We start from the raw sequence: 19,266 nt of genomic DNA on the forward strand, positions 1-19,266 counted from the left end.
GTTCCAATCCGCCGTAAAGACCCTTAACGGAGATGTGCGTCGAACCAGTTAAGCGCACGCTGCCACGCTTCGTCGCTGGTCTTGTCGAAACGGACCACATCGGACGCGGTCTCGCCGGCGATCACCGCGTCCCTGAGCTTCTCGACCGCCTCGGACTCGTCGTCGCCGTAGATCCCGAGCCACGGGCACGTCAGCTCGCCGGCCACGTCCACCAGCGCCGGGAGTCCGTCGGACAGCGGTTCGAGGATCCCTGGTCCCTGCACGGTCACGGCCGCCCCGATGGTCCGGCTGGCCGCGACGACCATCGCCACCGAGCCGCCGAGGTCGAACCCGACCACGCCCATCCGGTCCGCGCTGACGCCCTGCTGGCCCAGCCACACGAACGCGACGTCCGTGTCCTCCAGCACCGCGTCACCCGAAAGCCTGCTCACCTGGTCGTGCACATCGGCACCGTGCACCCGGTCCGCCTCGCCGTAGAGATGAGGTGCGACCGCGAGCCAGCCCTCCGCGGCGAGGCTCTTCACGAGGCTGCGCACGCCGGTGGTGATCCCGCGCGCCTCGTGCAGCACGACGAGCCCACCGCGTACCGCGTTCTCCGGTTCAGCGACGGTCATGCGCAGCTGGCGGCCGTCGGTCAGGGAGAGAGTCTCGATGCGGGTCATGCCCCCCAGCCTTCCACGACCGCGTGAACAAAAGTCAACGTGACCAATCGGACGGAGCAGTGAAAGGATCCGGGGCATGACCGTCCGAACCCGCCCAGACCTGGCCACCTTGCCCGCGTACGTGCCGGGCAGGTCCATCCCCGGTGCGATCAAGCTCGCCAGCAACGAGGTGTCCGCGGGCCCGTTGCCGAGCGTCGTGCAGGCGATCGCGGACGCCGCGACGGCGATCAACCGGTATCCGGACAGCGCCGCCGTCGAGCTCACCACCCGGCTCTCCGAGAAGCTGGGCGTGCCCGCGGAGACCATCGCGGTCGGCTGCGGATCGGTGTCGCTGTGCCAGCAGTTGGTGCAGGCGACCTGCACCGAGTCCGACGACGTGCTGTTCGCGTGGCGCTCGTTCGAGGCGTACCCGATCGTCACGCACGTCGCGGGCGCCGGTCAGGTGCGCGTGCCGCTGACCGACGGCCACGTGCACGACCTGGACGCGATGGCCGCGGCGATCAGGCCGAAGACGCGCATGGTCTTCGTGTGCAACCCGAACAACCCGACCGGCACCGCGGTGACGACCGAGCAGATCGAGGCGTTCATCGAGAAGGTCCCGTCGGACGTGCTCGTCGTGCTCGACGAGGCGTACAAGGAGTTCGTCGACGACCCGGACGTCCCGGACGGCGTCGAGCTCGCCAAGGCCCAGTGGGCGAAGGGCCGCGACAACGTGGCCGTGCTGCGGACGTTCTCCAAGGCGTACGGGCTCGCGGGCCTGCGCGTGGGCTACGCGGTCGCGCCGCCCGCGGTCGCCGAGGCGCTGCGCAAGGTGTTCGTGCCGTTCAGCGTGAACGCGCTCGCACAGGTCGCCGCGCTCGCGTCGCTGGACGCCGAGGACGAGCTGATGGTCCGCTGCCGCGCGATCGTCGCCGAGCGCGGCCGGGTGCGCGACGAGCTGGTCTCCGCGGGCTTCGAGGTGCCGGTGTCGCAGGCGAACTTCGTGTGGCTGCCGCTCGGTGAGCGCACCGCCGCGTTCAACGAGCACTGCCTGTCGCACAAGGTCGTCGTGCGCGCGTTCGCCGGTGAGGGCTGCCGCGTCACGATCGGGGAGCCCGAGGAGAACGACGCGTTCCTGGCGGCCGCGCTGTCGTTCAATTCTTAGGCGCTTCACTTCGTGAGCAGCTGAACGATCGCCGCGACTCCCACCACGACGATGACCGCGCGCAGCGCGACCGGTGGGAGTTTGCGGCCGATCTTCGCGCCGATCTGGCCGCCGACGACGGAGCCGACGGCGAGCAGTGCCACGGCGACCCACGAGACGTGGGCGATGAAGATGAACAGGATGCCCGCGACCAGGTTCACGAACGCGGTCAGCAGGTTCTTCAGCGCGTTCATCCGCTGCAGGTGCTCGTTCATCAGCACGCCCATGAGCCCCATGACCAGCACGCCCTGCGCGGCACCGAAGTAGCCGCCGTAGACGCCCGCGAGGAACACGCCGATCCACAGCGCGATGCCGCCGTGTTCTTCGTTGGTCCGCTCGGCGAGCTTCCTGTTCAGCCACGGCTGGAGCACGACCAGCACCAGCGCGATGACGATCAGCACCGGCACGATCCCGGTGAACGCCTTCTCCGGCAGCGTGACCAGCAGGATCGCGCCGACGATGCCGCCGAGGATCGACGCGGGCAGCAGCCTGGCGATCCGGCTCTGCTGGCCCTTCAGCTCCTCGCGGTACCCCCACGCGCCGCTCAGGCTGCCCGGCACCAGGCCGAGGCTGTTGGACACGTTCGCCACGACGGGCGGGTAGCCGACTGCGAGCAGGACGGGGAACGTCACGAGCGTGCCGGAGCCCACGACGGTGTTGATCCCGCCGGCGAACACGCCTGCCAGCACGACGATGACCGCTTCGAGCAGCGTCAGCTCCATAATGGTTAGCAACGCTAACACTCCATTCGGGACGACGCGCTGTGGTCCGCGCAACACAAAGGGCGACACCCGCGCGGGATGCCGCCCTTTGCGCGCACTACGCGATCAGCTCATCCTGCGACGGCTCGCGGCGCGGGCGCCGAAGCCGAACGCCAGCAGGAGCAGGCCGGCCACCGACAGACCGAGCACGCTCGCACCCGTCTTGGCGAGCGCCTCACGCTTGCCGGCCGGAGGCTTGGGCTTGTGGTCACCCGGCGGCGCCGGCTCCTCGGGGAAGCCGGGGTCCGGCACCTCGGGACCGGCCTCGACGTAGATGTTCTGCGGCTCCTGCCGACCGCGGATGACGTCGTAGCCGTCGCTCTGCCCGCGGAACACGACCTTCCACGGGCCGACGACGACCGGCGTGTAGCGGCCGACCGGCACGTTCGGGAAGGTGAACTTCCCGTCGGCGTCGCTCACCGCACGGGCAACGGGCTTGCCGCTCTCCCGGTCCAGCAGGACCGCCGTGGTGCGCGCGACCGGCGTTCCGTCGTCGGCCCGCAGGATCTGCCCGTGGGTCGTCCACACCGCGCCCGGCACCTTGGCGACGGCGCTGATCCACGGGGCGCCCGGCTCGAACGGCTTCGGCCCGAACGAGCACGACACCGCGACGATGCCGTAGTCGGCGGCGTAGGACGGGATCGGGCTGCTGACCTTGATCACCTTCGTCTCGCCGACCGCGAACAGGACTCCGGGACCACCCTCCCTGAGCGGACCCCAGCCGTCGCCGTTCTCGATGCTGTAGAGCTCACCGCCGCACGAGGCGAAGGCGGTGAACGCCGTGCCCGTGTTGTTGTTGACCGTGATGGTGAGCGTGGCCGGTTCGTCGATCTTGAAGGCCGGCTTGTCGAACTTCGTGGACACGACCAGCTTGTCCGACAGCGGCCGGACGGTCCGGATCTGCAACCGCAGCGGCTCGTCGGCCTTGAGCTCGAACTTGACCACCTGCTCCGGCAGCAGCCAGCCGTCCGCGGAGTTGACCATCAGCCGGTAGTTGCCGACCGGGATGTCGTCGAACTCGACCTTGCCCGATGCATCGGTCTGCTTCCGGAACCAGCGGAAGATCACGCCGCCCTCGATCTCGACGGGGGTGTTCTTCAGCTCCTCACCCTGGTCGAACTTGCCGTTCTCGTTGCGGTCGCCGTAGACGGTGATCACGGCGTCGCCGGTCTTGTGCGTGACGGCGGCGGTGATGAGGAACCCGTTGTTGGACTCGTCGACGTCGCCGGACGCCTTGACGATGCCCTTGAGGTTGACCGTGCCCCCGGTGGCGTGCTCGAGCGTGCCCTTCAGCGTGACCACGTGCACGTCACCGGGTTCGATGGTCTTGCCGGGTCCACGCGGTCGCAGGTCGCCCCACTGGTCGAGGTCGTAGAAGTAGGAAGTGTCGACGAACACCGGCTGGAACACGGCGGTGGCGGTGCTGTTGCCCCGGTTCTTGATCGTGACGCTGACCTCGGCGGTGTCGCCGATGTCGTACGACGTCCTGTCGAAGCTCGCGGTCACCTCGAGGTCGGGCCCGACGGGACCGGGCGCGACGAAGTGCGTGACCTCGCGGGAGTCGTCGCCGTCGAAGATCCGCACGAAGCCCGCGTTGCCCTCGGTGAAGCGCCACGGCCCGAGCAGCACCGTGTCGTAGGTGCCGGCGGGGACGTTGGTGAACTGGAAGATCCCGTCCGCGTTCGTCTCGGCGACCGCGACGCGCGTGCGCGAGTCCCAGTCGAGCAGGACGAGCTTCGTGCCCACGCCCTCGCCCGCGTCGACGGTGCGGTTGTTGTTCTTGTCCTGCGCGACCGTGCCGCTGAACCCGCCGAAGCCGCCGGGCACCTTGGCCGAGTCACTCGCCTCAGGGCCGTCGCCGTTGTCTGCGGAGTTCGGCTCGAAGTCGCACGTGACCTGCACCGTGCCGTACGACCTGGCGTCGTCCGGAACGATCTCGGTCGCGGTGATCGTCTTGGACTCGCCCGCCGCCAGGTCGACACCAGTGGTGAGCGCACCCCAGCCGGGACCGCCGTTGAGGTGGTTGCCCTCGCCGATGCGGTTGCAGCCGGCCTGGATGCCGGTGATCGGGAAGGTGCTCTTGTTGGCCAGCCGCACCGTGATCGTCGCGGTGTCGCCTGCCAGGTAGGTGTCCTGGCCGAGCGCGAGGCTCGCGGTGAGCGACTCGGCCATCGGCCGCACGGCGCCCGCGGTCACGTCGGCGGGCTTGCCGGGCACGACGTCGAACCGGTGCGCGGCACCGTCGGTGTGCCGGACGACCCAGCCACCGGGCAGGTCGTACCAGGCGTCGTAGTGGCCGGACGCGATGTCCGGCAACGTCCAGCGGCCGTCCGCGCCGGTCGTCGTCTGGTGGCTGCCGCTGGGCGAGCCGCCGTAGACCGTGACGACCGCACCCGCGACCGCCTCGCCGATGTCGGCCTTGCCGTTGCGGTTCACGTCGGCGTAGACGAGGCCGCCCGCGCCGCCCTTGGTGGCGGTGACGTCCGCCTTGGCGCTGAAGTAGTTGTCCTGGAGGAACGCGTCACCGTCGTCGGAGCGGACGCTGCCCGAGAAGTCGACCTTGCCGCCTGCGATCTCGGCGATCGAGCCGGTGACCGTGACGACGTGCGTCGCCCCCGCCTCGATGCGCACGCCCGGCTTGTCCTGACGCAGGTCGCCCCACTGGGCGTGGTCCACCAGCAGGCCGGTGTTGAAGACGTGGTGCACGCGCTGCGCGGCCACGTTGCTCTTGTTCGTGATCGTGACCGTCGCGCGGACCGTCTCGTGCGACTCGTAGCTCGCCTTGTCCAGCGTCGCCGTGACGCGCAGGTCCGCCTTCGGCTCCTCGGCCTTCACCTTCGGTTCAGCAGGCTTGGGCTGGGTGCTCGTCGGCTGCGGCTGCGTCGGCTGCGTCGGCTGAGTTGGTTGCGTCGGCTGGGTCGGTGCCGGTTCGGACGACGACGGTGGCGTGCTCGGCGTCGTGGTCCCGGCAGGCGGCTCGGTGGTGCTCGGCGGAGCCGTGGTCTCGGTCGGCAGCGACGGCGGCTCCGTCTCCTGCGCGGCCGCGTTGGACGCGCCGAACAGGAGCACCGCCGCGGTGGTCACCGCACCCAGCCGGAGCAGGGTCCGGCTGATCGATCTGTCGGACAAGAGGTTCCCCGTTTCGTCGAAGGGGGCGGCACCGGATGTGGTGCCGCCCCCTTCCGCTGACTAGCTCACGCGATCACCGGTCGACGGCGGCCGCGCAGGGCTGCACCCGCCATGACCAGCAGCAGTCCGAACGCGGTCAGTCCGACCACGCTCACACCGGTGGTGGCGAGACCGCCACCCTTGACCTTGCCCAGCGGCGGGTTGCCGCCGTGCGGCGGAGGCACGACCACCAGGTCACCGGTGTCCGGGTCCGCCACGTTCGGGCCGGGCTCGACGTAGACGTTCACCGGGTTCGGGTCGCCCTTGACGACGCCGAACAGCGGTCCCTGCCGGTGCGAGACGACCTTCCACGGCCCCACGACGACCGGCGTGTAGTGGCCGACCGGCAGGTCCGGGAACGTGAAGGCGCCCTGCGCGTCGGTCGTGGTGCGCGCGACCGGCTTGTTGGTGTCGGGGTCGAGGAGGACGACCTTCGTGCCGCCGACGCCCTTCTCCTCCGCACCGCTGGTCAGCACCGAGCCGCTCGTGGTCCAGGTCGCCCCCGGCACCTTCGCCTTGGCGTCGGCGCGCGGGTTGCCCCACGCCATCGGGTCCGTGCCGAAGCTGCACGCCACGCCGACGAGACCGTGGTCAGGAGCCACCGCGGGCATCGGCTGCTCGACGTACAGGCTCACCGTCCGGTGCGGCTCGACCTCGTAGCCCTCACCATCGAAGATCCACTTGCCCCACCGGACGTTGTCGTTGGTGAGGTAGTAGGCCGGCACCTCGCCGTAGCACGCCGCCTTGACCTGCACCGGCTTGTCACCGTTGTTCTGCACGGTGACGAACAGCGAGACCTGCTCGCCCGGCCGGTACGAGGACTTGCCGAACTGGAGGCTCGCCTCGACCGTGTGCGACAGCGGACGGACCATGCGGACCGCGACCTGGGTCTCCACGCCGTTGTTGACGGTCGTGCGGACGTACTGGCTGCTCTCCGGCACCCACTCGTCGTCATGGGCGATGTCCTGCGAGACCTCGTACCCGCCCGCGCTGAGGCCGCGGAACGCGACCTTGCCCGCCGCGTCTGTGCTGCCTTCGACGGACTTGTAGGGGCGGCCACCGAAGACCGAGATCTTGCGGCCGGCGAGCTCCTCGCCGGCGTCCTGCGCGCCGTTGTCGTTGCGGTCGCCGTAGACGGTGACGACCGCGTCGCCGACGCCGTAGGTGACCTTCGAGCTGACGTCGACCGAGTTGTTGGCCGGGTTGGAGTCGTCGCCGGTGCTGATGTTCGCCTTGAACGCCACCGTGTCCTTCGGCGAGTACGGGCTCACCGTGCCGACCAGGGTCGCTTCCCTGCTCTCACCCGGCCACAGGCCCTGCGTCATGCCGCGCAGCGGCGCGAGCTGCGAGTCGTCGAAGTCGAGGCGGTTGTCCAGGTGGTCGACCTGGAGGTACCCGCTCCACGACGGGAAGCCGGTGCCGATGTTCGCGATCTTGACCTTGAGCTGGATCTGGTCGTAGACGTCGTAGGACGGCTTGTCGAAGACCGCGGTGAGCGCGAGGTCCGGCTTGTGGACCGTCGGGTCGGGAACGACGGGGCCGGGCACGACCACGAGATCGGCCGTCACCTCACCGCCACCGATCACCTTCACGGGCAGCCCCGTGCTGCCGTCGGCGAGCTTCCACGGGCCGGCCGCGGTGAGCACGAGGTCGCCCTTGCGCACGCCGTACATCCGCCACTCGCCGGTGGCGTCGGCGTTGGTGGCGGCACCGGGGACAGGCCTGCGGGTGACCGGGTCGAGCCCGATGATCCGCGCGCTCGCCACGGCCGAGCCGTCGTCCTGGTTGACGACCTTGCCCTGGACGATGCCGAACGCTCCCTCGACCACCGCCCAGTCCGAGGCGCCGACGGTGCCGAACGGGTTGCGGCCGTTGTTGCCGAAGTTGCAGGCGACGCCGAGCTGGCCCTGGAGGTAGGCGGCCTCGGGAACGACGTCGGTGACGGTGACGACCTTGGTCTCACCGGCCGCGATGGACAGGCCGGGACCGTCCGGGTTCAACGGTGCCCAGCCGGGACCGTCGCCCCTGAGGTAGTAGTCGGGCCCGCCGGTGTCGCACAGCGCGACCACACCGGTCAGCGGCGCCTTGCCGGTGTTGGTCAGGGTGACCTTGACCGAGATCGGGTCGTCCTTGCCGTAGATGTTGCGGTCGAGCTCGACGACGGGCTTGAGCGAGTCCATCGTCGTCTCGATCACGGCGAGTTCGACGGAGGTGTTCTTGCCCTCCTCGACGACCACCACGCCCGGCTTCGGCGTGAGCTTGGGGGTGTCGAGGCGCAGCGCGTACTTGCCCGCGTTCACCGGGTAGCTCGCGAAGCGGCCGTTCTCGTCCGTCCGGGCGCTCAGGTAGCCGCGCGGCGAGCCGCCCTCACCGCTGATGTAGGTGTTGGCAACGCCTTCGCCCGCGTCGGCCTTGCCGTTGCCGTTGCGGTCGGCGTACAGGACGCCGGACACGGTGCCGGTCCGCTGGATGACGCGCGCCGAGGCACGCGACTCGTTGTTGTTGGGCGTGGGGTCGGCGATGCCGTCCAGGTACGCGCGGGCCGAGAGGTCGACGACGCTGTTGCTGCTCGACTTGGCGGCGGCCGTGAGCTTGATCGTCTTCTGCTCGCCGGGACCGAGGGTCGGACGCGAGCCGAGCTGCTCGTGGCCGGTGCGCAGCCAGATGGTGTTCGTCTCGGTCGCGAAGCGGATGTCCTGCGCGGGCACGGCACCGACGTTCGCGACGGTGACCGTGATGCCGAAGTCCACACCGGCCTCGTACTCGGCCTTGTCGAACGCCGCCGTGACCTTCAGGTCGGCCTTCTTCTGCTCCTGCTCCAGCTTCGGCTGTTCGGCAGGCTTCTCCGGCGTGGCCGGCGTCTCGGACGGCTTCGACGGCTCGGTCGGCGTGCTCGGCTGCGTCGGTTGCGACGGCTCGCTCGGCTGGGTCGGCTGCGTCGGCGTCTCGGAAGACGGCGGCGTCTCCACCGGCGGAGTGGTGCTGGGCGGTGCCGTCGTCTCGGTCGGGACGGTCGGCGGCTCCGTCTCCTGAGCGGACGCGGGCGCCGCGCCGAACAGGAGCGCGGCAGCAGTGGTCACCGCGCCGAATCTGAGCAGGGCACGGCTGATCGATCTCTCGGACAAAGGTCCCCCATGTAGAGCCCCAGTGGTGGCCCGACGGTTCCCCGCGCCCCCGCACGCTCCCGTCGAACGCCCGGAAAGTACCTCAACCGGGTGATGCCGGGAAGAATCCACACCAAATCTTCACCGGCCCACCGTTAACCGCGTGCGTGGTGTGGTGAATGCGATCTGACAACCATTCAAGATCCTCTTCGGATTGTTCGTCAGTGGTGCGTGGCATGCTCGGGGATGTGACGCCGGAGGACCTCACCCACCTGCGCCGCGCGCGTGACTTCATGGACCGCGAGTACGCGCGCCCGCTCGACGTGCCGACGATGGCGCGCGCCGCGCTGATGTCCCCGTCGCACTTCTCCCGGCAGTTCCGCGCCGCGTACGGCGAAACCCCGTACGGCTACCTCATGACCCGCCGCATCGAGCGGGCGAAAGCGTTGCTGCGCCGCGGCGACCTCTCGGTGACCGAGGTGTGCATGGAAGTCGGCTGCACGTCACTGGGCTCGTTCAGCGCGCGGTTCACCGAACTGGTCGGCGAGTCGCCGAGGGCCTACCGCGCCCGTTCGCACGAGGCCGTGGCACGGGTGCCCGCGTGCATCGCGAAGGGCATGACCCGACCGAGCAGGAACGGAGAAGCGCGCGGCCGCCCGGCTTCCTAGGGTCGGTCGCATGGACCTCAAGCTCTCGCACTCGTTCATCTACGTGCACGACCAGGACGCCGCGCTCACGTTCTACCGGGACGCGCTCGGCCTCGAGGTGCGCGTCGACGCCACCATGGACCACATGCGCTGGCTGACCGTCGGGCCCGCGTCGCAGCCCGAGGTCGAGATCGGCCTGCTCAAGATCGGGCCGCCCATCCCCGCGCCGGATCACGACACGATGAAAGCCCTGCTGGCCAAGGGGTCGTTGAGCGGCGTCATCTTCGCGACCGACGACGTGGACAAGACCTTTGAGGACATTCGCTCGTCCGGGGCCGAGGTGTTGCAGGAGCCCATCGACCAGGCCTACGGAATGCGCGACTGCGCATTCCGCGACCCGTCCGGAAACATGATCCGGTTCTCCCAGCCGCTGGGCTGACGCTCAGCCCCTAGCCCAGGTTGTTCGTGCCGAACGTGTCGCAGCGCGCCGGGTCGCCCGTGTTCAGGCCCTGCGTGAACCACTTCTGCCGCTGCGCGGAGCTGCCGTGGCTGAACTGGGTGGTGTCGACCTGCCCGCCGCCCAGTTCGCGCTGGATGAAGTCGTCGCCGATGCGGGACGCGGCGTCCAGAGCGGCGGCGACGTCCTCCTGGGTGATGTTCGAGATCAGGGGTTGACCGTTGGCGGTCGGGAGCTTCGTCGCGGCGTTGCCCCAGGCGCCCGCGTAGCAGTCGGCCTGGAGTTCCAGCCGGACCGAGTCGGACGTCGGGCCCTGGCGGGTGCGGACGCGGTCGGACGTGCCGAGCAGGTTCTGGATGTGGTGGCCGTACTCGTGGGCCAGCACGTAGGCCTCGACGAACGGGCCGCCGGTGGCGCCGAACTTGGTGCGCAGTTCCTGGAAGAAGTTCAGGTCGATGTAGACCTGCGAGTCGGCCGGGCAGTAGAAGGGGCCGACGGCCGAGGTGGCGTTGCCGCAGCGGGTGTTCACGCTGCCGCGGAAGAAGTTCGTGGTGGTGACCTGGTAGGTGTTGCCGCTGCGGGCGAACTGGTCCTTCCAGAAGGCCTGGATCGAGTTGATCGTCGCGACGATCCGGCAGTCGTCGTCGCGGTTCGCGTCCGCGCCCGTCTTGCACTTCTCCGCCAGCTGCGACGACTCGACCTGCTGGTCCTGGCCGAGGTCGGGCAGGCCGCCTGCGGGGAGCTGCACGCCGGTGAACTGCTGGACCAGGAAGAAGATGATGACGCCGACGATGCCGAGGCCACCGCCACCCAGAGCCACTCGGCCGCCGACACCGCGGAGGTCCTCGACCTGCGATACGTCTAGTTCCGCACCCTCGTTGAACTGCACCGCGTGCCTCCTGAACAAGGACCTGATTGCGGCACACCATAAAGCACGAAAGACGCCTCGGTGCGGGGCCCGACGTCGGGGCACCGCACCGAGGCTTTCCCATTTGGAAGTGACGACGACGGCCGGCGGAAGGTCGGCGTGGCGCTCGACCGGTGACGCCCAGAGACGAAACCGATGTCGAGCTCAACAGCGTCGTAGTGCACCGAGCGACGCCTATGGCGCCTGGGCACCCGAGACCCCGTCTGCGCTGCTCGCATTCGCGCCCGGAGCGGCTATGTCCGATCCGATCGCGGGGATGCAGCTGACCGCGTATCGCCACAGCGAGGAGTTACCTGCACGGCACCACCTACCCCTTCTGGGCGTGGCCTCCGGGTGGCCATTCGTACACCTGCCGGTTGCCAGCTCGTTATCGAGCATGCGCTTGATCAGCCCCAATCTCAACACCTCACCCGGAACCTGAATTGGTGAAGTGGAGTGTCTCCGTCTCGGGTGAACGGGTGTGCGCAGAGCGACCGGGAAAGCGTTTGCCCGGAGGTTCCTCGCGAGGAACCTCCGGGCAAAGTGGACTGACTCAGGCCTGGCGACGGGCGGCGCGGCGCGCCATCTGGCCGCTCACGACGAGCGCGGCCGCGGCGAGCAGCATCTGCAGCGCGTCGACACCGGTCTTCGGCAGCGGCTTCACGGGCTCGGACGCCTGCGCGGACGGCGAGCCGATCAGCGACGGACGGCCGAGGCCCAGGTGGTCACCGATCTCGTCGAGGTCGGAGCCGGGAGGGGTCGGGCCGTTGTTCGGCGGCTGGTTTCCGGGGGGCTGGTTTCCGGGCGGCTCGGTGCCGGGGGGCTCCTCACCCGGCGGCTCCTCACCGGGCGGCTCCTCGCTCTTGCCGCAGTCGCCGGAGGCGTCGCCGCCCACGCCGACGCCGTTGCCGCACACCGTCACGGGCGCGGAGATCAGCGAGCCGCCGGGCTCGGACGACGGCGGCTCACCGCAGCTGCCGCTGCCGCCACCGAGCACGCCGACCGAGTTGCCGCAGACGGTCACCGGCGCCGAGATCAGCGGCTCGTTGGCCGCGCGCGGAGCGGGCTGGGCGGGCGGGCAGGTCGCGTCGCCGTTCGACAGGACGTTGACGGCGTTGCCGCAGACCTTGATCGGCACGCTGAGGACGTCGCCGACGCGCACCTCGTCGTCGACCTTGAGCAGGTCGGACGCGCTGGCCATTCCGGAGCTCGCGACCAGCAGGCCGCCGGTGAAGATGGCGGCGCCGACCGCCCTTTGCACGTTCTTGCGCATGGTTGTTCGTTCTCCCTGATGTGGTGACCCTCGTGGACTCGTGCGCACGCCACGGGGATCAGTCAGGTGAGAACGACGGGTCTTCCGCGTAGGTGAACCTCGGAACGTCCAGGTCCGCGGAGCGCACCAGCGCGACGGCGTGGCGGGCTGCGGACGTGGTGAACGTGAGCGTGCCGACAGGCGGGGTGTTCGTCGTCAACTGGCCCGCGCCGCTCGGCGGCGGGCTGCCTGGCGTCGGCAGGTCCGCGTGCTGCGGTTCCGCCGGAGGCGCGGGCACCCCGGCGGGCGGCGGCCTCTCCGCGACCACCGGCGCGGCGCTGACCGCGGCGACCGGTTTGGCAACAGGCGCGGCGGGCACCGGCTCGACCGGCGGTGGAGGCGGTGGGACCTCGGTCCTCGGCTGCGCGGGGAGCGGGCGCTCGACCGGCGGCAGCGGCACCTCTGGCGTGGTGTCCAGCTCGACGGTGACGCCGACGAGCGGAAGATCGATGTCGATGCGGACGTCGGCACTGGCCTCGGCCGCCGAGGCTGAGGAGCCCAGCAGCCACGAGCCGAACACCAGTCCGGCGAGGAGGAGAAGCCGACGCACCCACGACATCGGGCCCCACCTTAGATCAAATGGCGCAACCGGGGCAGCGAAAAAGCCACCTTCGCACCAATGGTCCAGTGCGAAGGTGGCTTTCTCACTTGGTGCTACGGGTTGCTGGTGATCCGTCCGAGCGGGGGCGCCGCGACGTTCGGGTGCGTGCCCAGGTACGCCGTGAGCCCGTCCAGGTCGACGACGCCACCGATGACGTCCGTGGCCTTGAGGAACTCGCTGAACCCGTCGCCACCGGCCTGCAGGAAGCTGTTGATGGTGATCCGGTAGCTCGCCGCGGGGTCGACCGGCGTGCCGTTGATCGCGAGGTTGCTGATCCGCGACCCGATCGGCTGGCTCGCCGACCAGGAGTAGGTGAGGCCTGCCGACGGCTGCAGCATGATCTGCCGCGCACCGGGGCCCCACTGCTGCTCCAGCGCGGACTTCAGCAGCGCACCGGACATCGTGACCGTCGTCAGGTTGTTGCCGAACGGCTGGACGGTGAACGCCTCGCCGTACGTCACGACGCCGTTGCCCTCGCCCGCGGGCGAGCTGGCGAACGTCAGGTCGGCGCGCACGCCGCCGGGGTTCATCAGCGCGGCGACCGCACCGTTGACCCTGGTGGCCTCGAGTTGCGAGTCGGCGATCAGGTAGCCCACCGGCATCTCGATCGCACCGGGCGCACCGCGGACGATGTCCTGGCTGATCGTGCCGACCGGCTCGTTCGCGATCGGGCCGGACTTCGTCTTGGCCAGGTCGATGACGGCCTGGACGGCGGGGTCCGGGGTGACGGTGCGGGTGACGATCTTGTTGTCCGCCTTGGTGGCGTTGCGGACCACGTCGCGCGTCCTGCGGTCGATCTTCAGGTCGACGACGCTCAGCTCGCGGCCGAACGCCAGGCCTTCGATGAACGGGCGCGGGTTGCCTGCCGGGTCCTTCACCACGCAGTTGTAGTGCTGGTGGCTGTGGCCGGAGAAGACCGCGTCGATCTTGGGGCTGACGGCCGTCGCGATCGCGCTGCCGGGGTTGCCGGGCTGGACGGTGCAGCCGTTCGGGCCGCCGGGGGTCGAGCTGACCTGGTCGCCCTGGTGGATCAGCAGCACGATCGACTTGATGCCGAGCGTGTCCAGCAGGTTCGCGTACTTGTTGGCCGCCGCGATCTCGTCGCCGAACTTCAGCTCCTTGATCCCGTTCGGGTCGACCAGGGTCGGGACGTCCTTCAGCGGCATGCCGATGAAACCGATCGGGATGCCGTCGCGGATCTCGACCCAGAACGGCGGCAGCGCGGGCAGGCCGTTCTTCGCGAGCGTCACGTTCGCGCCGAGGATCGGGAAGTTCGCACCCCGGTACCTGTCGCGGAACTGGCAGCCGTCGACCGGGTGGCAGCCGCCGCGCTGCATGCGCAGCAGCTCCTTGTAGCCCTCGTCGAACTCGTGGTTGCCCGCGGCGGTCGTGTCCATGCCGACCTTGTTGAGGATCTCGATCGTGGGCTCGTCGTGGAACAGCGCCGACACGATCGGAGACGCGCCGATCAGGTCTCCCTGACCGACCACGACCGAGTTCTTGACCTCGCTCTCGAGGTTCTTGATGTGCGTCGCGTTGTACGCGGCACCACCCGCGTCGACCGTCGTTCCGTCAGCCAGCACGACACGGCCGGACGAACCGGATGGCGGCTCGATGTTGCCGTGGAGGTCGTTGATGCCGATCAGGCGAACGTCGACGGTGCCGCGGGCGTGCTGGGCCTCGATGTCGGCCGTCGCGTTGGAGACGGTGACTGCGGCCGCGGCGGCGGCTGTGATCGCCAGCACGGATAGCCGTCTGAACGAACTCATGAGAAGCCTTCCTGCGTGGAATGTCCGGCCGGAGTCTGCCTTTCGAAACTCATCGGCACCAGAGAAGTGGCTCGATCGTCATGGTTCGGGCTTAGCCTGTTCACGTGACCCGATGTGAGCAAGAGCCCAACTGGCTCGACGAAGGCGAGATGCGCGCGTGGCGCACCTACGTGAACGGTTCGTCCATGCTCATGGACCGTCTGCACCGAGAGCTTCAGGACGGCCACGGGGTGTCACTCGCGGACTACGAGATCCTCGTCCGATTGTCCGAGCAGAAAGCGCACCGGATGCGGATGACGCAACTCGCCGACGACGTCGCGTCGTCCAAGAGTCGCGTGTCGCATCAGATCGCGCGGATGGAGAAAGCGGGACTCGTTCTCCGCCGGGAATGCCCCGAAGACGGGCGCGGCGTGTTCGCCGAACTCACGCCGGTCGGTATGGCATTGCTGGAGGAGTCCGCTCCCACGCACCTCGACGGAGTGCGCAAGCACATCGTCGACCTGCTCACCTCCGAGGAGCAGGAAGTGCTGGCCAAGGTGTTCGACCGGGTCATGACTCATCTGCGTGCGGTGGACAGCTAGTCTCTACCCCGCACGAGGAAGCGTGGCAGAGCGGCCGAATGCACCCGCCTTGAAAGCGGGAGACGGGCAACCGTCCGGGGGTTCAAATCCCTCCGCTTCCGCAAGTGGGCGAGCTGTGTCCGCGGACAGCGCGGACCAGCTCGCTCCAGGTGTCCTGTGGGGGCAAGCCCCCACACCCCAGCCGCAAGTGGGCCAGTTGTCCACAGGTGTGGATGAACCTGGGGATCGTTCGAACGGATGTTCGACGACCCCCAGGTTCACACCAGGTCAGGCTGCGTCAGCGTGCGAGTGCGGCGCCGATGCGACCTTCATGGACATGCGGGCCGCGGCGCGCTTGGAGCGCGGCGGAACGCCGTTGATGTCCTCGGTGCTGATCGCGTAGGTGGCGGTCACGAAGGCGAGGGCGTCGCCGTTCTTGCCCAGTGCCACGCGGTCCAGGTTGCCGAGGTTGTCGCACTTCGAGTGGTAGCACTTGTCGTACGCGACACCGGCGGTGCCGCCCCACTTCGCGGCCTGGGCATCGGTCTTGATGCCCTCGGCACCGGTGAAGAGACCACCGGCCGGGATGCCCTGCGCGATGAACTCGCCGTAGTCCGAGCGACCGCTGAAGTCGGTGCCCTCGGTCGGCTGGCCCGTCGCGGTGAAGTAGTCGACGAACGCCTTCTCGATCTGCGCCGAGCCGAACGGGCCGGGGCCCGCGCCGACGTTGTCCGAGTTGTCGCCGTCGTACACGAAGTACCCGGCGTTCGGGGAGCCGATCATGTCGAAGTTCAGGTACAGCGCGATGTCCAGCTGCTGCTCGAAGGTCAGCGCGCGGACGTACTCGGTCGAGCCGATGAGGCCGAGCTCCTCGGCACCCCACCAGGCGAAGCGAACCGCGTTGTTGACCTTCGGCTTGCTGCCGAGCTGCAGCGCGGTCTCGAGGAGACCGGCCGAGCCGGAGCCGTTGTCGTTGATGCCGGGGCCGGTCTCGACGCTGTCGAGGTGCGCACCCGCCATCACGACGTTGTCCTTGCGGCCCGTCTTCGTCTGGGCGATGACGTTGCGCGCGGTGCGGGTCTCGAAGTGGAACCGCAGGTCGAGGGTCACGGCCTGGCCCGCGAGGCCGGCCAGCGCGGTGCCGTCGGCCTTGCTGACGCCACCGACCGGCACGACGCCGGGGTTGACCAGCGTGACGCCGGACAGCGCGCCGTCGACGTTGTTGGAGACGATCACACCGATCGCGCCCGCCGCCGCCGCGTTCTTGTGCTTGATCTCGAACGTGCAGCCGCCGCGGCGGATCAGTGCGACGGTGCCGGTGAAGTCCTGACCGGCGAAGTCCGTTGCCTCACAACCGGTCGTGGCGTCCTCGGGGACGACGCGGATCGGGCCGGTGATGCCGCCGACCGGGGTCTGCGGCGACTCCTCCATGGGGATCGCCTCGAACGACTGGGCGCCGACCTTGGCCGACTGCGCGTCCGGGACCTGCTCCTGGAAGGTGAACGAGGGCGTCGAGACGTCGAAACCCGCCCCCCTGAGCTTGCCCGCCACGTACTCGACGCTGGCGTCGTAGCCCGGCGTGAGGACGGCGCGAGTGCCGCCGTTGCGGTCGGCGATGCGCTGCAAAGCGATCAGGTGGCGGTTGATGCCGTCGGTGGTGACGGCTTTGGCGAGCTTCTTGGCCAGTGCCGGCCCGGTGGGCTCGGCGGCGGAAGCGGTCGCGGTGGGTGCGGCGACAAGTGCGCACACAGCCAAGACGCCCGCAAATTTGGCTCTGGCAGACATGAACGATTCCCCTTCGTTCCGGAGAGCTGAACATTCACAAATTCGGACGCCGGAAAGCAATCCCTCTCTCGGCGGGTTCTCACCCAGTGAGCAGATGAACACAGTCCGCTAGACCCTCGACGGTCACCTGCCAAGACGGCCGTTGAAAACGGTTTTCGTCGAGGCGGAGGTAGATGTGCGTCAACGGTTCCCCGCGCGGCGCGAGCCGGTGTGTGCCCTCGCGTGTATAACCGAGCTTCTCGCTCACCCGGTTAGAGGCCGCGTTCTTCTCCCATGCCGCCGAGCGCGCGATCACCGCGCCCAGATGGTCGAATGCGAATAGCAGAACCGCGGCTCTCATCTCGGTTCCGTATCCGTTTCCCTGATAACGCCTGCCGAGCCACGAACCGGAAGAGACCTCTTGGAGCACCTTGAAGTTCAGCGCCGAGAGCCCCTGCGTGCCGATGACCTTCCCGTCGATCCTGATCAGGAAGTTGACGGACCAGTCAGCTGACGTCAGTGCGGCGCGCTGGGCCCAGTAGTACTGGAGCATCCGCAGACCGAGCTCCGACGGCGGCGCGTCGGTCCACGCGACCGCGAACGGCATCTCGTCGGACGGGTGGATGCCCTCCGCCGCGAGCTCGGCCAGTTCGAGCAGGCCCGCGTCGTCGTCCGGGCGCAGCTCGAGCCTCGGCGTCCGGATCACCAGGTGCCTCAGCGGCCACGGGTCCATGCTCCGATGTTGCCGCACCTGTCGATCCGATTACGGTCGAAGGCATGCGTGCCATCACTGTTCGCGAGCCCGGCGGTCCCGACGTTCTGGAGTGGACGGAGGTGCCCGACCTGGAGCCCGGTCCCGGCGAGGTCCTGATCGACGTCGCGGCGAGTGCGGTCAACCGGGCGGACCTGTTGCAGCGCCAGGGTTTCTACCCGCCGCCGCCCGGCGCGAGCGACATCATCGGACTGGAGTGCTCCGGCACGGTCGCCGCACTCGGCGACGGCGTCGAGGGCTGGAACGTCGGCGACGAGGTCTGCGCGTTGCTCGCGGGCGGCGGCTACGGCCAGCAGGTCGTGGTGCCGCAGGAGCAGCTGCTGCCGGTGCCGAAGGGCGTCGACCTGGTGACCGCCGCGGCGCTGCCCGAGGTCGCGTGCACGGTGTGGTCGAACGTCGTCATGGACGCCGGTCTGCGCAGCGGCGAGACGTTCCTCGTCCACGGCGGCGCGGGCGGCATCGGCACGCACGCGATCCAGGTCGGCAAGGCGCTCGGCGCGCGGGTCGCGGTGACCGCGGGCTCGGACGACCGGCTCGCCAGGTGCGCCGAGCTGGGCGCGGACATCACCGTCAACTACCGCACCCAGGACTTCGTCGCCGAGGTCGAGGAGGCCGACGTCGTCCTCGACAACATGGGCGCCTCCTACCTGAAGCGCAACATCGACGTGCTCACCACCGGCGGACGGCTCGTGGTGATCGGCATGCAGGGCGGCCGCACCGGCGAGCTGGACCTCGGCAAACTGCTCGCCAAGCGCGCGTCGGTGAAGGCGGCCGGCCTGCGCGGGCGTCCCGTCGCGGAGAAGGGCGAGATCGTCGCGGACGTGCGCGCCCGGCTCTGGCCGCTGGTCGAGAGCGGCGCGGTGAAGCCGATCGTGCACGAGGTGGTCCCGATGTCGGACGCGGCCGGCGCGCACCGCACGCTCGAGGAGGGCAGCGTCTTCGGCAAGGTGCTGCTCAGGGCAGAAAGGTAGCGACCGCCAGCGACGTGCGAGGTGCGGTGCGGAACTTCATCTTGAACTCCTCCGACCACCGCACCAGCACGGCCTGCTCGTCCGGCCGGTCCACGTCGTCCACCAGCACCGACGCACCGGGCGCGAGCACGCCGCGCAGCACCGGCAGCGCCGGGTAGCGCGAGTCGCCGAAACCGGGGCCGTCCACGACCAGCAGGTCGACCAGCCCGTACCGGTCGACGTAGCCGAACACCTCGTCGTGCACGAGCCCCGGCGAGTACCACTGGCCGTGCCGCGACAACGCGGCCGGATGCCGTTCCAACGGTGCGTGCACGACGCGCGCCACGTGCCCGAGGCCCTCGCGGCGCAGCTGGGAGGCGACGAACGCGGCGGTGCGCTCGTCGTGCTCGATCGACAGCAACCGCCCGAACCCGCGCCTGGCCAGCAGCCGCGCCAGCAGGATCGACGACGCCCCGCAGCCTGCCTCGACGAGCACGGTCCGCGCGCCGAGCACGATCTCGTCGATGACCGCGACCAGCGCGGCCGGGCGCATCTCGTGCGCGGTCGCCGGCAGGTAGTCCGACATCAGCGGGGTGAGCCGCTGCATCGCCGCGAGGTCGGCGAGCTCGCGTGCGAGCGAGTCGTCCAC

Annotated in this window: 16 protein-coding genes and 1 tRNA gene; 6 read left to right on the forward strand and 11 right to left on the reverse strand. The window is 69.4% G+C overall.

What is annotated here, in order from left to right; genetic code table 11:
• Nucleotides 1-23: 23 nt before the first annotated feature.
• Nucleotides 24-662, reverse strand: a complete 639-nt coding sequence (locus FKR81_RS15375) for a dienelactone hydrolase family protein (protein WP_146352419.1) — start codon at nt 660-662, stop codon at nt 24-26.
• A 76-nt stretch (nt 663-738) separates the two neighbouring features.
• Between FKR81_RS15375 and hisC the strand changes: the two genes are divergently transcribed.
• Nucleotides 739-1,806 (forward strand): histidinol-phosphate transaminase, encoded by a 1,068-nt coding sequence (gene hisC, locus FKR81_RS15380; protein WP_146352421.1) that lies wholly within the window; start codon nt 739-741, stop codon nt 1,804-1,806.
• A 5-nt stretch (nt 1,807-1,811) separates the two neighbouring features.
• On the opposite strand, the gene FKR81_RS15385 is transcribed toward hisC, so the two are convergent.
• The 3 genes from FKR81_RS15385 to FKR81_RS15395 all read right to left on the reverse strand — a co-directional run bounded on the left by FKR81_RS15385 (nt 1,812) and on the right by FKR81_RS15395 (nt 8,854).
• Nucleotides 1,812-2,561, reverse strand: a complete 750-nt coding sequence (locus FKR81_RS15385) for a sulfite exporter TauE/SafE family protein (protein ID WP_186762992.1) — start codon at nt 2,559-2,561, stop codon at nt 1,812-1,814.
• A 111-nt stretch (nt 2,562-2,672) separates the two neighbouring features.
• Nucleotides 2,673-5,735, reverse strand: a complete 3,063-nt coding sequence (locus tag FKR81_RS15390) for a CARDB domain-containing protein (RefSeq protein ID WP_146352425.1) — start codon at nt 5,733-5,735, stop codon at nt 2,673-2,675.
• A 65-nt stretch (nt 5,736-5,800) separates the two neighbouring features.
• Nucleotides 5,801-8,854: a carboxypeptidase-like regulatory domain-containing protein gene (locus FKR81_RS15395; RefSeq protein ID WP_146352427.1), complete on the reverse strand. Its 3,054-nt coding sequence runs from the start codon at nt 8,852-8,854 to the stop codon at nt 5,801-5,803.
• A 260-nt stretch (nt 8,855-9,114) separates the two neighbouring features.
• On the opposite strand from FKR81_RS15395, the gene FKR81_RS15400 reads away from it, so the two are divergent.
• Entirely contained in the window at nt 9,115-9,546 is a 432-nt protein-coding gene (locus FKR81_RS15400) for a helix-turn-helix transcriptional regulator (RefSeq protein ID WP_222598276.1), read from the forward strand.
• A gap of 10 nt (nt 9,547-9,556) precedes the next feature.
• Nucleotides 9,557-9,964, forward strand: a complete 408-nt coding sequence (locus FKR81_RS15405; protein ID WP_146352429.1) for a VOC family protein — start codon at nt 9,557-9,559, stop codon at nt 9,962-9,964.
• A 10-nt stretch (nt 9,965-9,974) separates the two neighbouring features.
• On the opposite strand, the gene ypfJ is transcribed toward FKR81_RS15405, so the two are convergent.
• The 4 genes from ypfJ to FKR81_RS15425 form a co-directional block, all read right to left on the reverse strand.
• Nucleotides 9,975-10,871, reverse strand: a complete 897-nt coding sequence (gene ypfJ / locus FKR81_RS15410; RefSeq protein ID WP_146352431.1) for a KPN_02809 family neutral zinc metallopeptidase — start codon at nt 10,869-10,871, stop codon at nt 9,975-9,977.
• A 571-nt stretch (nt 10,872-11,442) separates the two neighbouring features.
• Nucleotides 11,443-12,162, reverse strand: a complete 720-nt coding sequence (locus FKR81_RS15415) for a hypothetical protein (protein WP_146352433.1) — start codon at nt 12,160-12,162, stop codon at nt 11,443-11,445.
• A gap of 58 nt (nt 12,163-12,220) precedes the next feature.
• Nucleotides 12,221-12,760 carry a hypothetical protein gene (locus FKR81_RS15420; protein WP_146352435.1) on the reverse strand — a complete coding sequence of 180 codons (540 nt, stop codon included), beginning with the start codon at nt 12,758-12,760 and terminating at the stop codon, nt 12,221-12,223.
• 95 nt (nt 12,761-12,855) lie between these two features.
• Nucleotides 12,856-14,571 carry a bifunctional metallophosphatase/5'-nucleotidase gene (locus FKR81_RS15425; protein WP_146352437.1) on the reverse strand — a complete coding sequence of 572 codons (1,716 nt, stop codon included), beginning with the start codon at nt 14,569-14,571 and terminating at the stop codon, nt 12,856-12,858.
• Nucleotides 14,572-14,720: 149 nt separating this feature from the next.
• On the opposite strand from FKR81_RS15425, the gene FKR81_RS15430 reads away from it, so the two are divergent.
• On the forward strand, nt 14,721-15,152 hold the full coding sequence (locus tag FKR81_RS15430) for a MarR family winged helix-turn-helix transcriptional regulator (RefSeq protein WP_146352576.1): 432 nt from the start codon (nt 14,721-14,723) through the stop codon (nt 15,150-15,152).
• A 16-nt stretch (nt 15,153-15,168) separates the two neighbouring features.
• Nucleotides 15,169-15,253: transfer RNA gene (locus FKR81_RS15435), tRNA-Ser, on the forward strand.
• A 166-nt stretch (nt 15,254-15,419) separates the two neighbouring features.
• On the opposite strand, the gene FKR81_RS15440 is transcribed toward FKR81_RS15435, so the two are convergent.
• Together FKR81_RS15440 and FKR81_RS15445 are read right to left on the reverse strand one after the other, a co-directional pair.
• Nucleotides 15,420-16,916 carry a M28 family metallopeptidase gene (locus tag FKR81_RS15440; protein WP_146352439.1) on the reverse strand — a complete coding sequence of 499 codons (1,497 nt, stop codon included), beginning with the start codon at nt 16,914-16,916 and terminating at the stop codon, nt 15,420-15,422.
• A gap of 79 nt (nt 16,917-16,995) precedes the next feature.
• Entirely contained in the window at nt 16,996-17,628 is a 633-nt protein-coding gene (locus FKR81_RS15445) for a GNAT family N-acetyltransferase (protein WP_146352441.1), read from the reverse strand.
• Between the two features lie 44 nt (nt 17,629-17,672).
• Between FKR81_RS15445 and FKR81_RS15450 the strand changes: the two genes are divergently transcribed.
• Nucleotides 17,673-18,638, forward strand: coding sequence for an NAD(P)H-quinone oxidoreductase (locus FKR81_RS15450; RefSeq protein ID WP_146352443.1), 966 nt, complete (start codon nt 17,673-17,675; stop codon nt 18,636-18,638).
• On the opposite strand, the gene FKR81_RS15455 is transcribed toward FKR81_RS15450, so the two are convergent.
• Nucleotides 18,622-19,266 (reverse strand): class I SAM-dependent methyltransferase, encoded by a 645-nt coding sequence (locus tag FKR81_RS15455; RefSeq protein WP_235921561.1) that lies wholly within the window; start codon nt 19,264-19,266, stop codon nt 18,622-18,624. The genes FKR81_RS15450 and FKR81_RS15455 overlap by 17 nt on opposite strands.

This window comes from Lentzea tibetensis (assembly GCF_007845675.1).
In the GTDB taxonomy this organism is placed as follows: domain Bacteria; phylum Actinomycetota; class Actinomycetes; order Mycobacteriales; family Pseudonocardiaceae; genus Lentzea; species Lentzea tibetensis.

Bases quoted from the DNA above. Each gene is read 5' to 3' on its own strand.
- FKR81_RS15450 (WP_146352443.1), top strand. From the start codon at position 17,673: ATGCGTGCCATCACTGTTCGCGAGCCCGGCGGTCCCGACGTTCTGGAG.
- FKR81_RS15405 (WP_146352429.1), top strand. From the start codon at position 9,557: ATGGACCTCAAGCTCTCGCACTCGTTCATCTACGTGCACGACCAGGAC.
- FKR81_RS15445 (WP_146352441.1), bottom strand. From the start codon at position 17,628: ATGGACCCGTGGCCGCTGAGGCACCTGGTGATCCGGACGCCGAGGCTC.
- hisC (WP_146352421.1), top strand. From the start codon at position 739: ATGACCGTCCGAACCCGCCCAGACCTGGCCACCTTGCCCGCGTACGTG.
- FKR81_RS15400 (WP_222598276.1), top strand. From the start codon at position 9,115: ATGCTCGGGGATGTGACGCCGGAGGACCTCACCCACCTGCGCCGCGCG.
- FKR81_RS15430 (WP_146352576.1), top strand. From the start codon at position 14,721: ATGCGCGCGTGGCGCACCTACGTGAACGGTTCGTCCATGCTCATGGAC.
- FKR81_RS15440 (WP_146352439.1), bottom strand. From the start codon at position 16,916: ATGTCTGCCAGAGCCAAATTTGCGGGCGTCTTGGCTGTGTGCGCACTT.
- FKR81_RS15375 (WP_146352419.1), bottom strand. From the start codon at position 662: ATGACCCGCATCGAGACTCTCTCCCTGACCGACGGCCGCCAGCTGCGC.
- FKR81_RS15415 (WP_146352433.1), bottom strand. From the start codon at position 12,162: ATGCGCAAGAACGTGCAAAGGGCGGTCGGCGCCGCCATCTTCACCGGC.
- FKR81_RS15420 (WP_146352435.1), bottom strand. From the start codon at position 12,760: ATGTCGTGGGTGCGTCGGCTTCTCCTCCTCGCCGGACTGGTGTTCGGC.
- FKR81_RS15425 (WP_146352437.1), bottom strand. From the start codon at position 14,571: ATGAGTTCGTTCAGACGGCTATCCGTGCTGGCGATCACAGCCGCCGCC.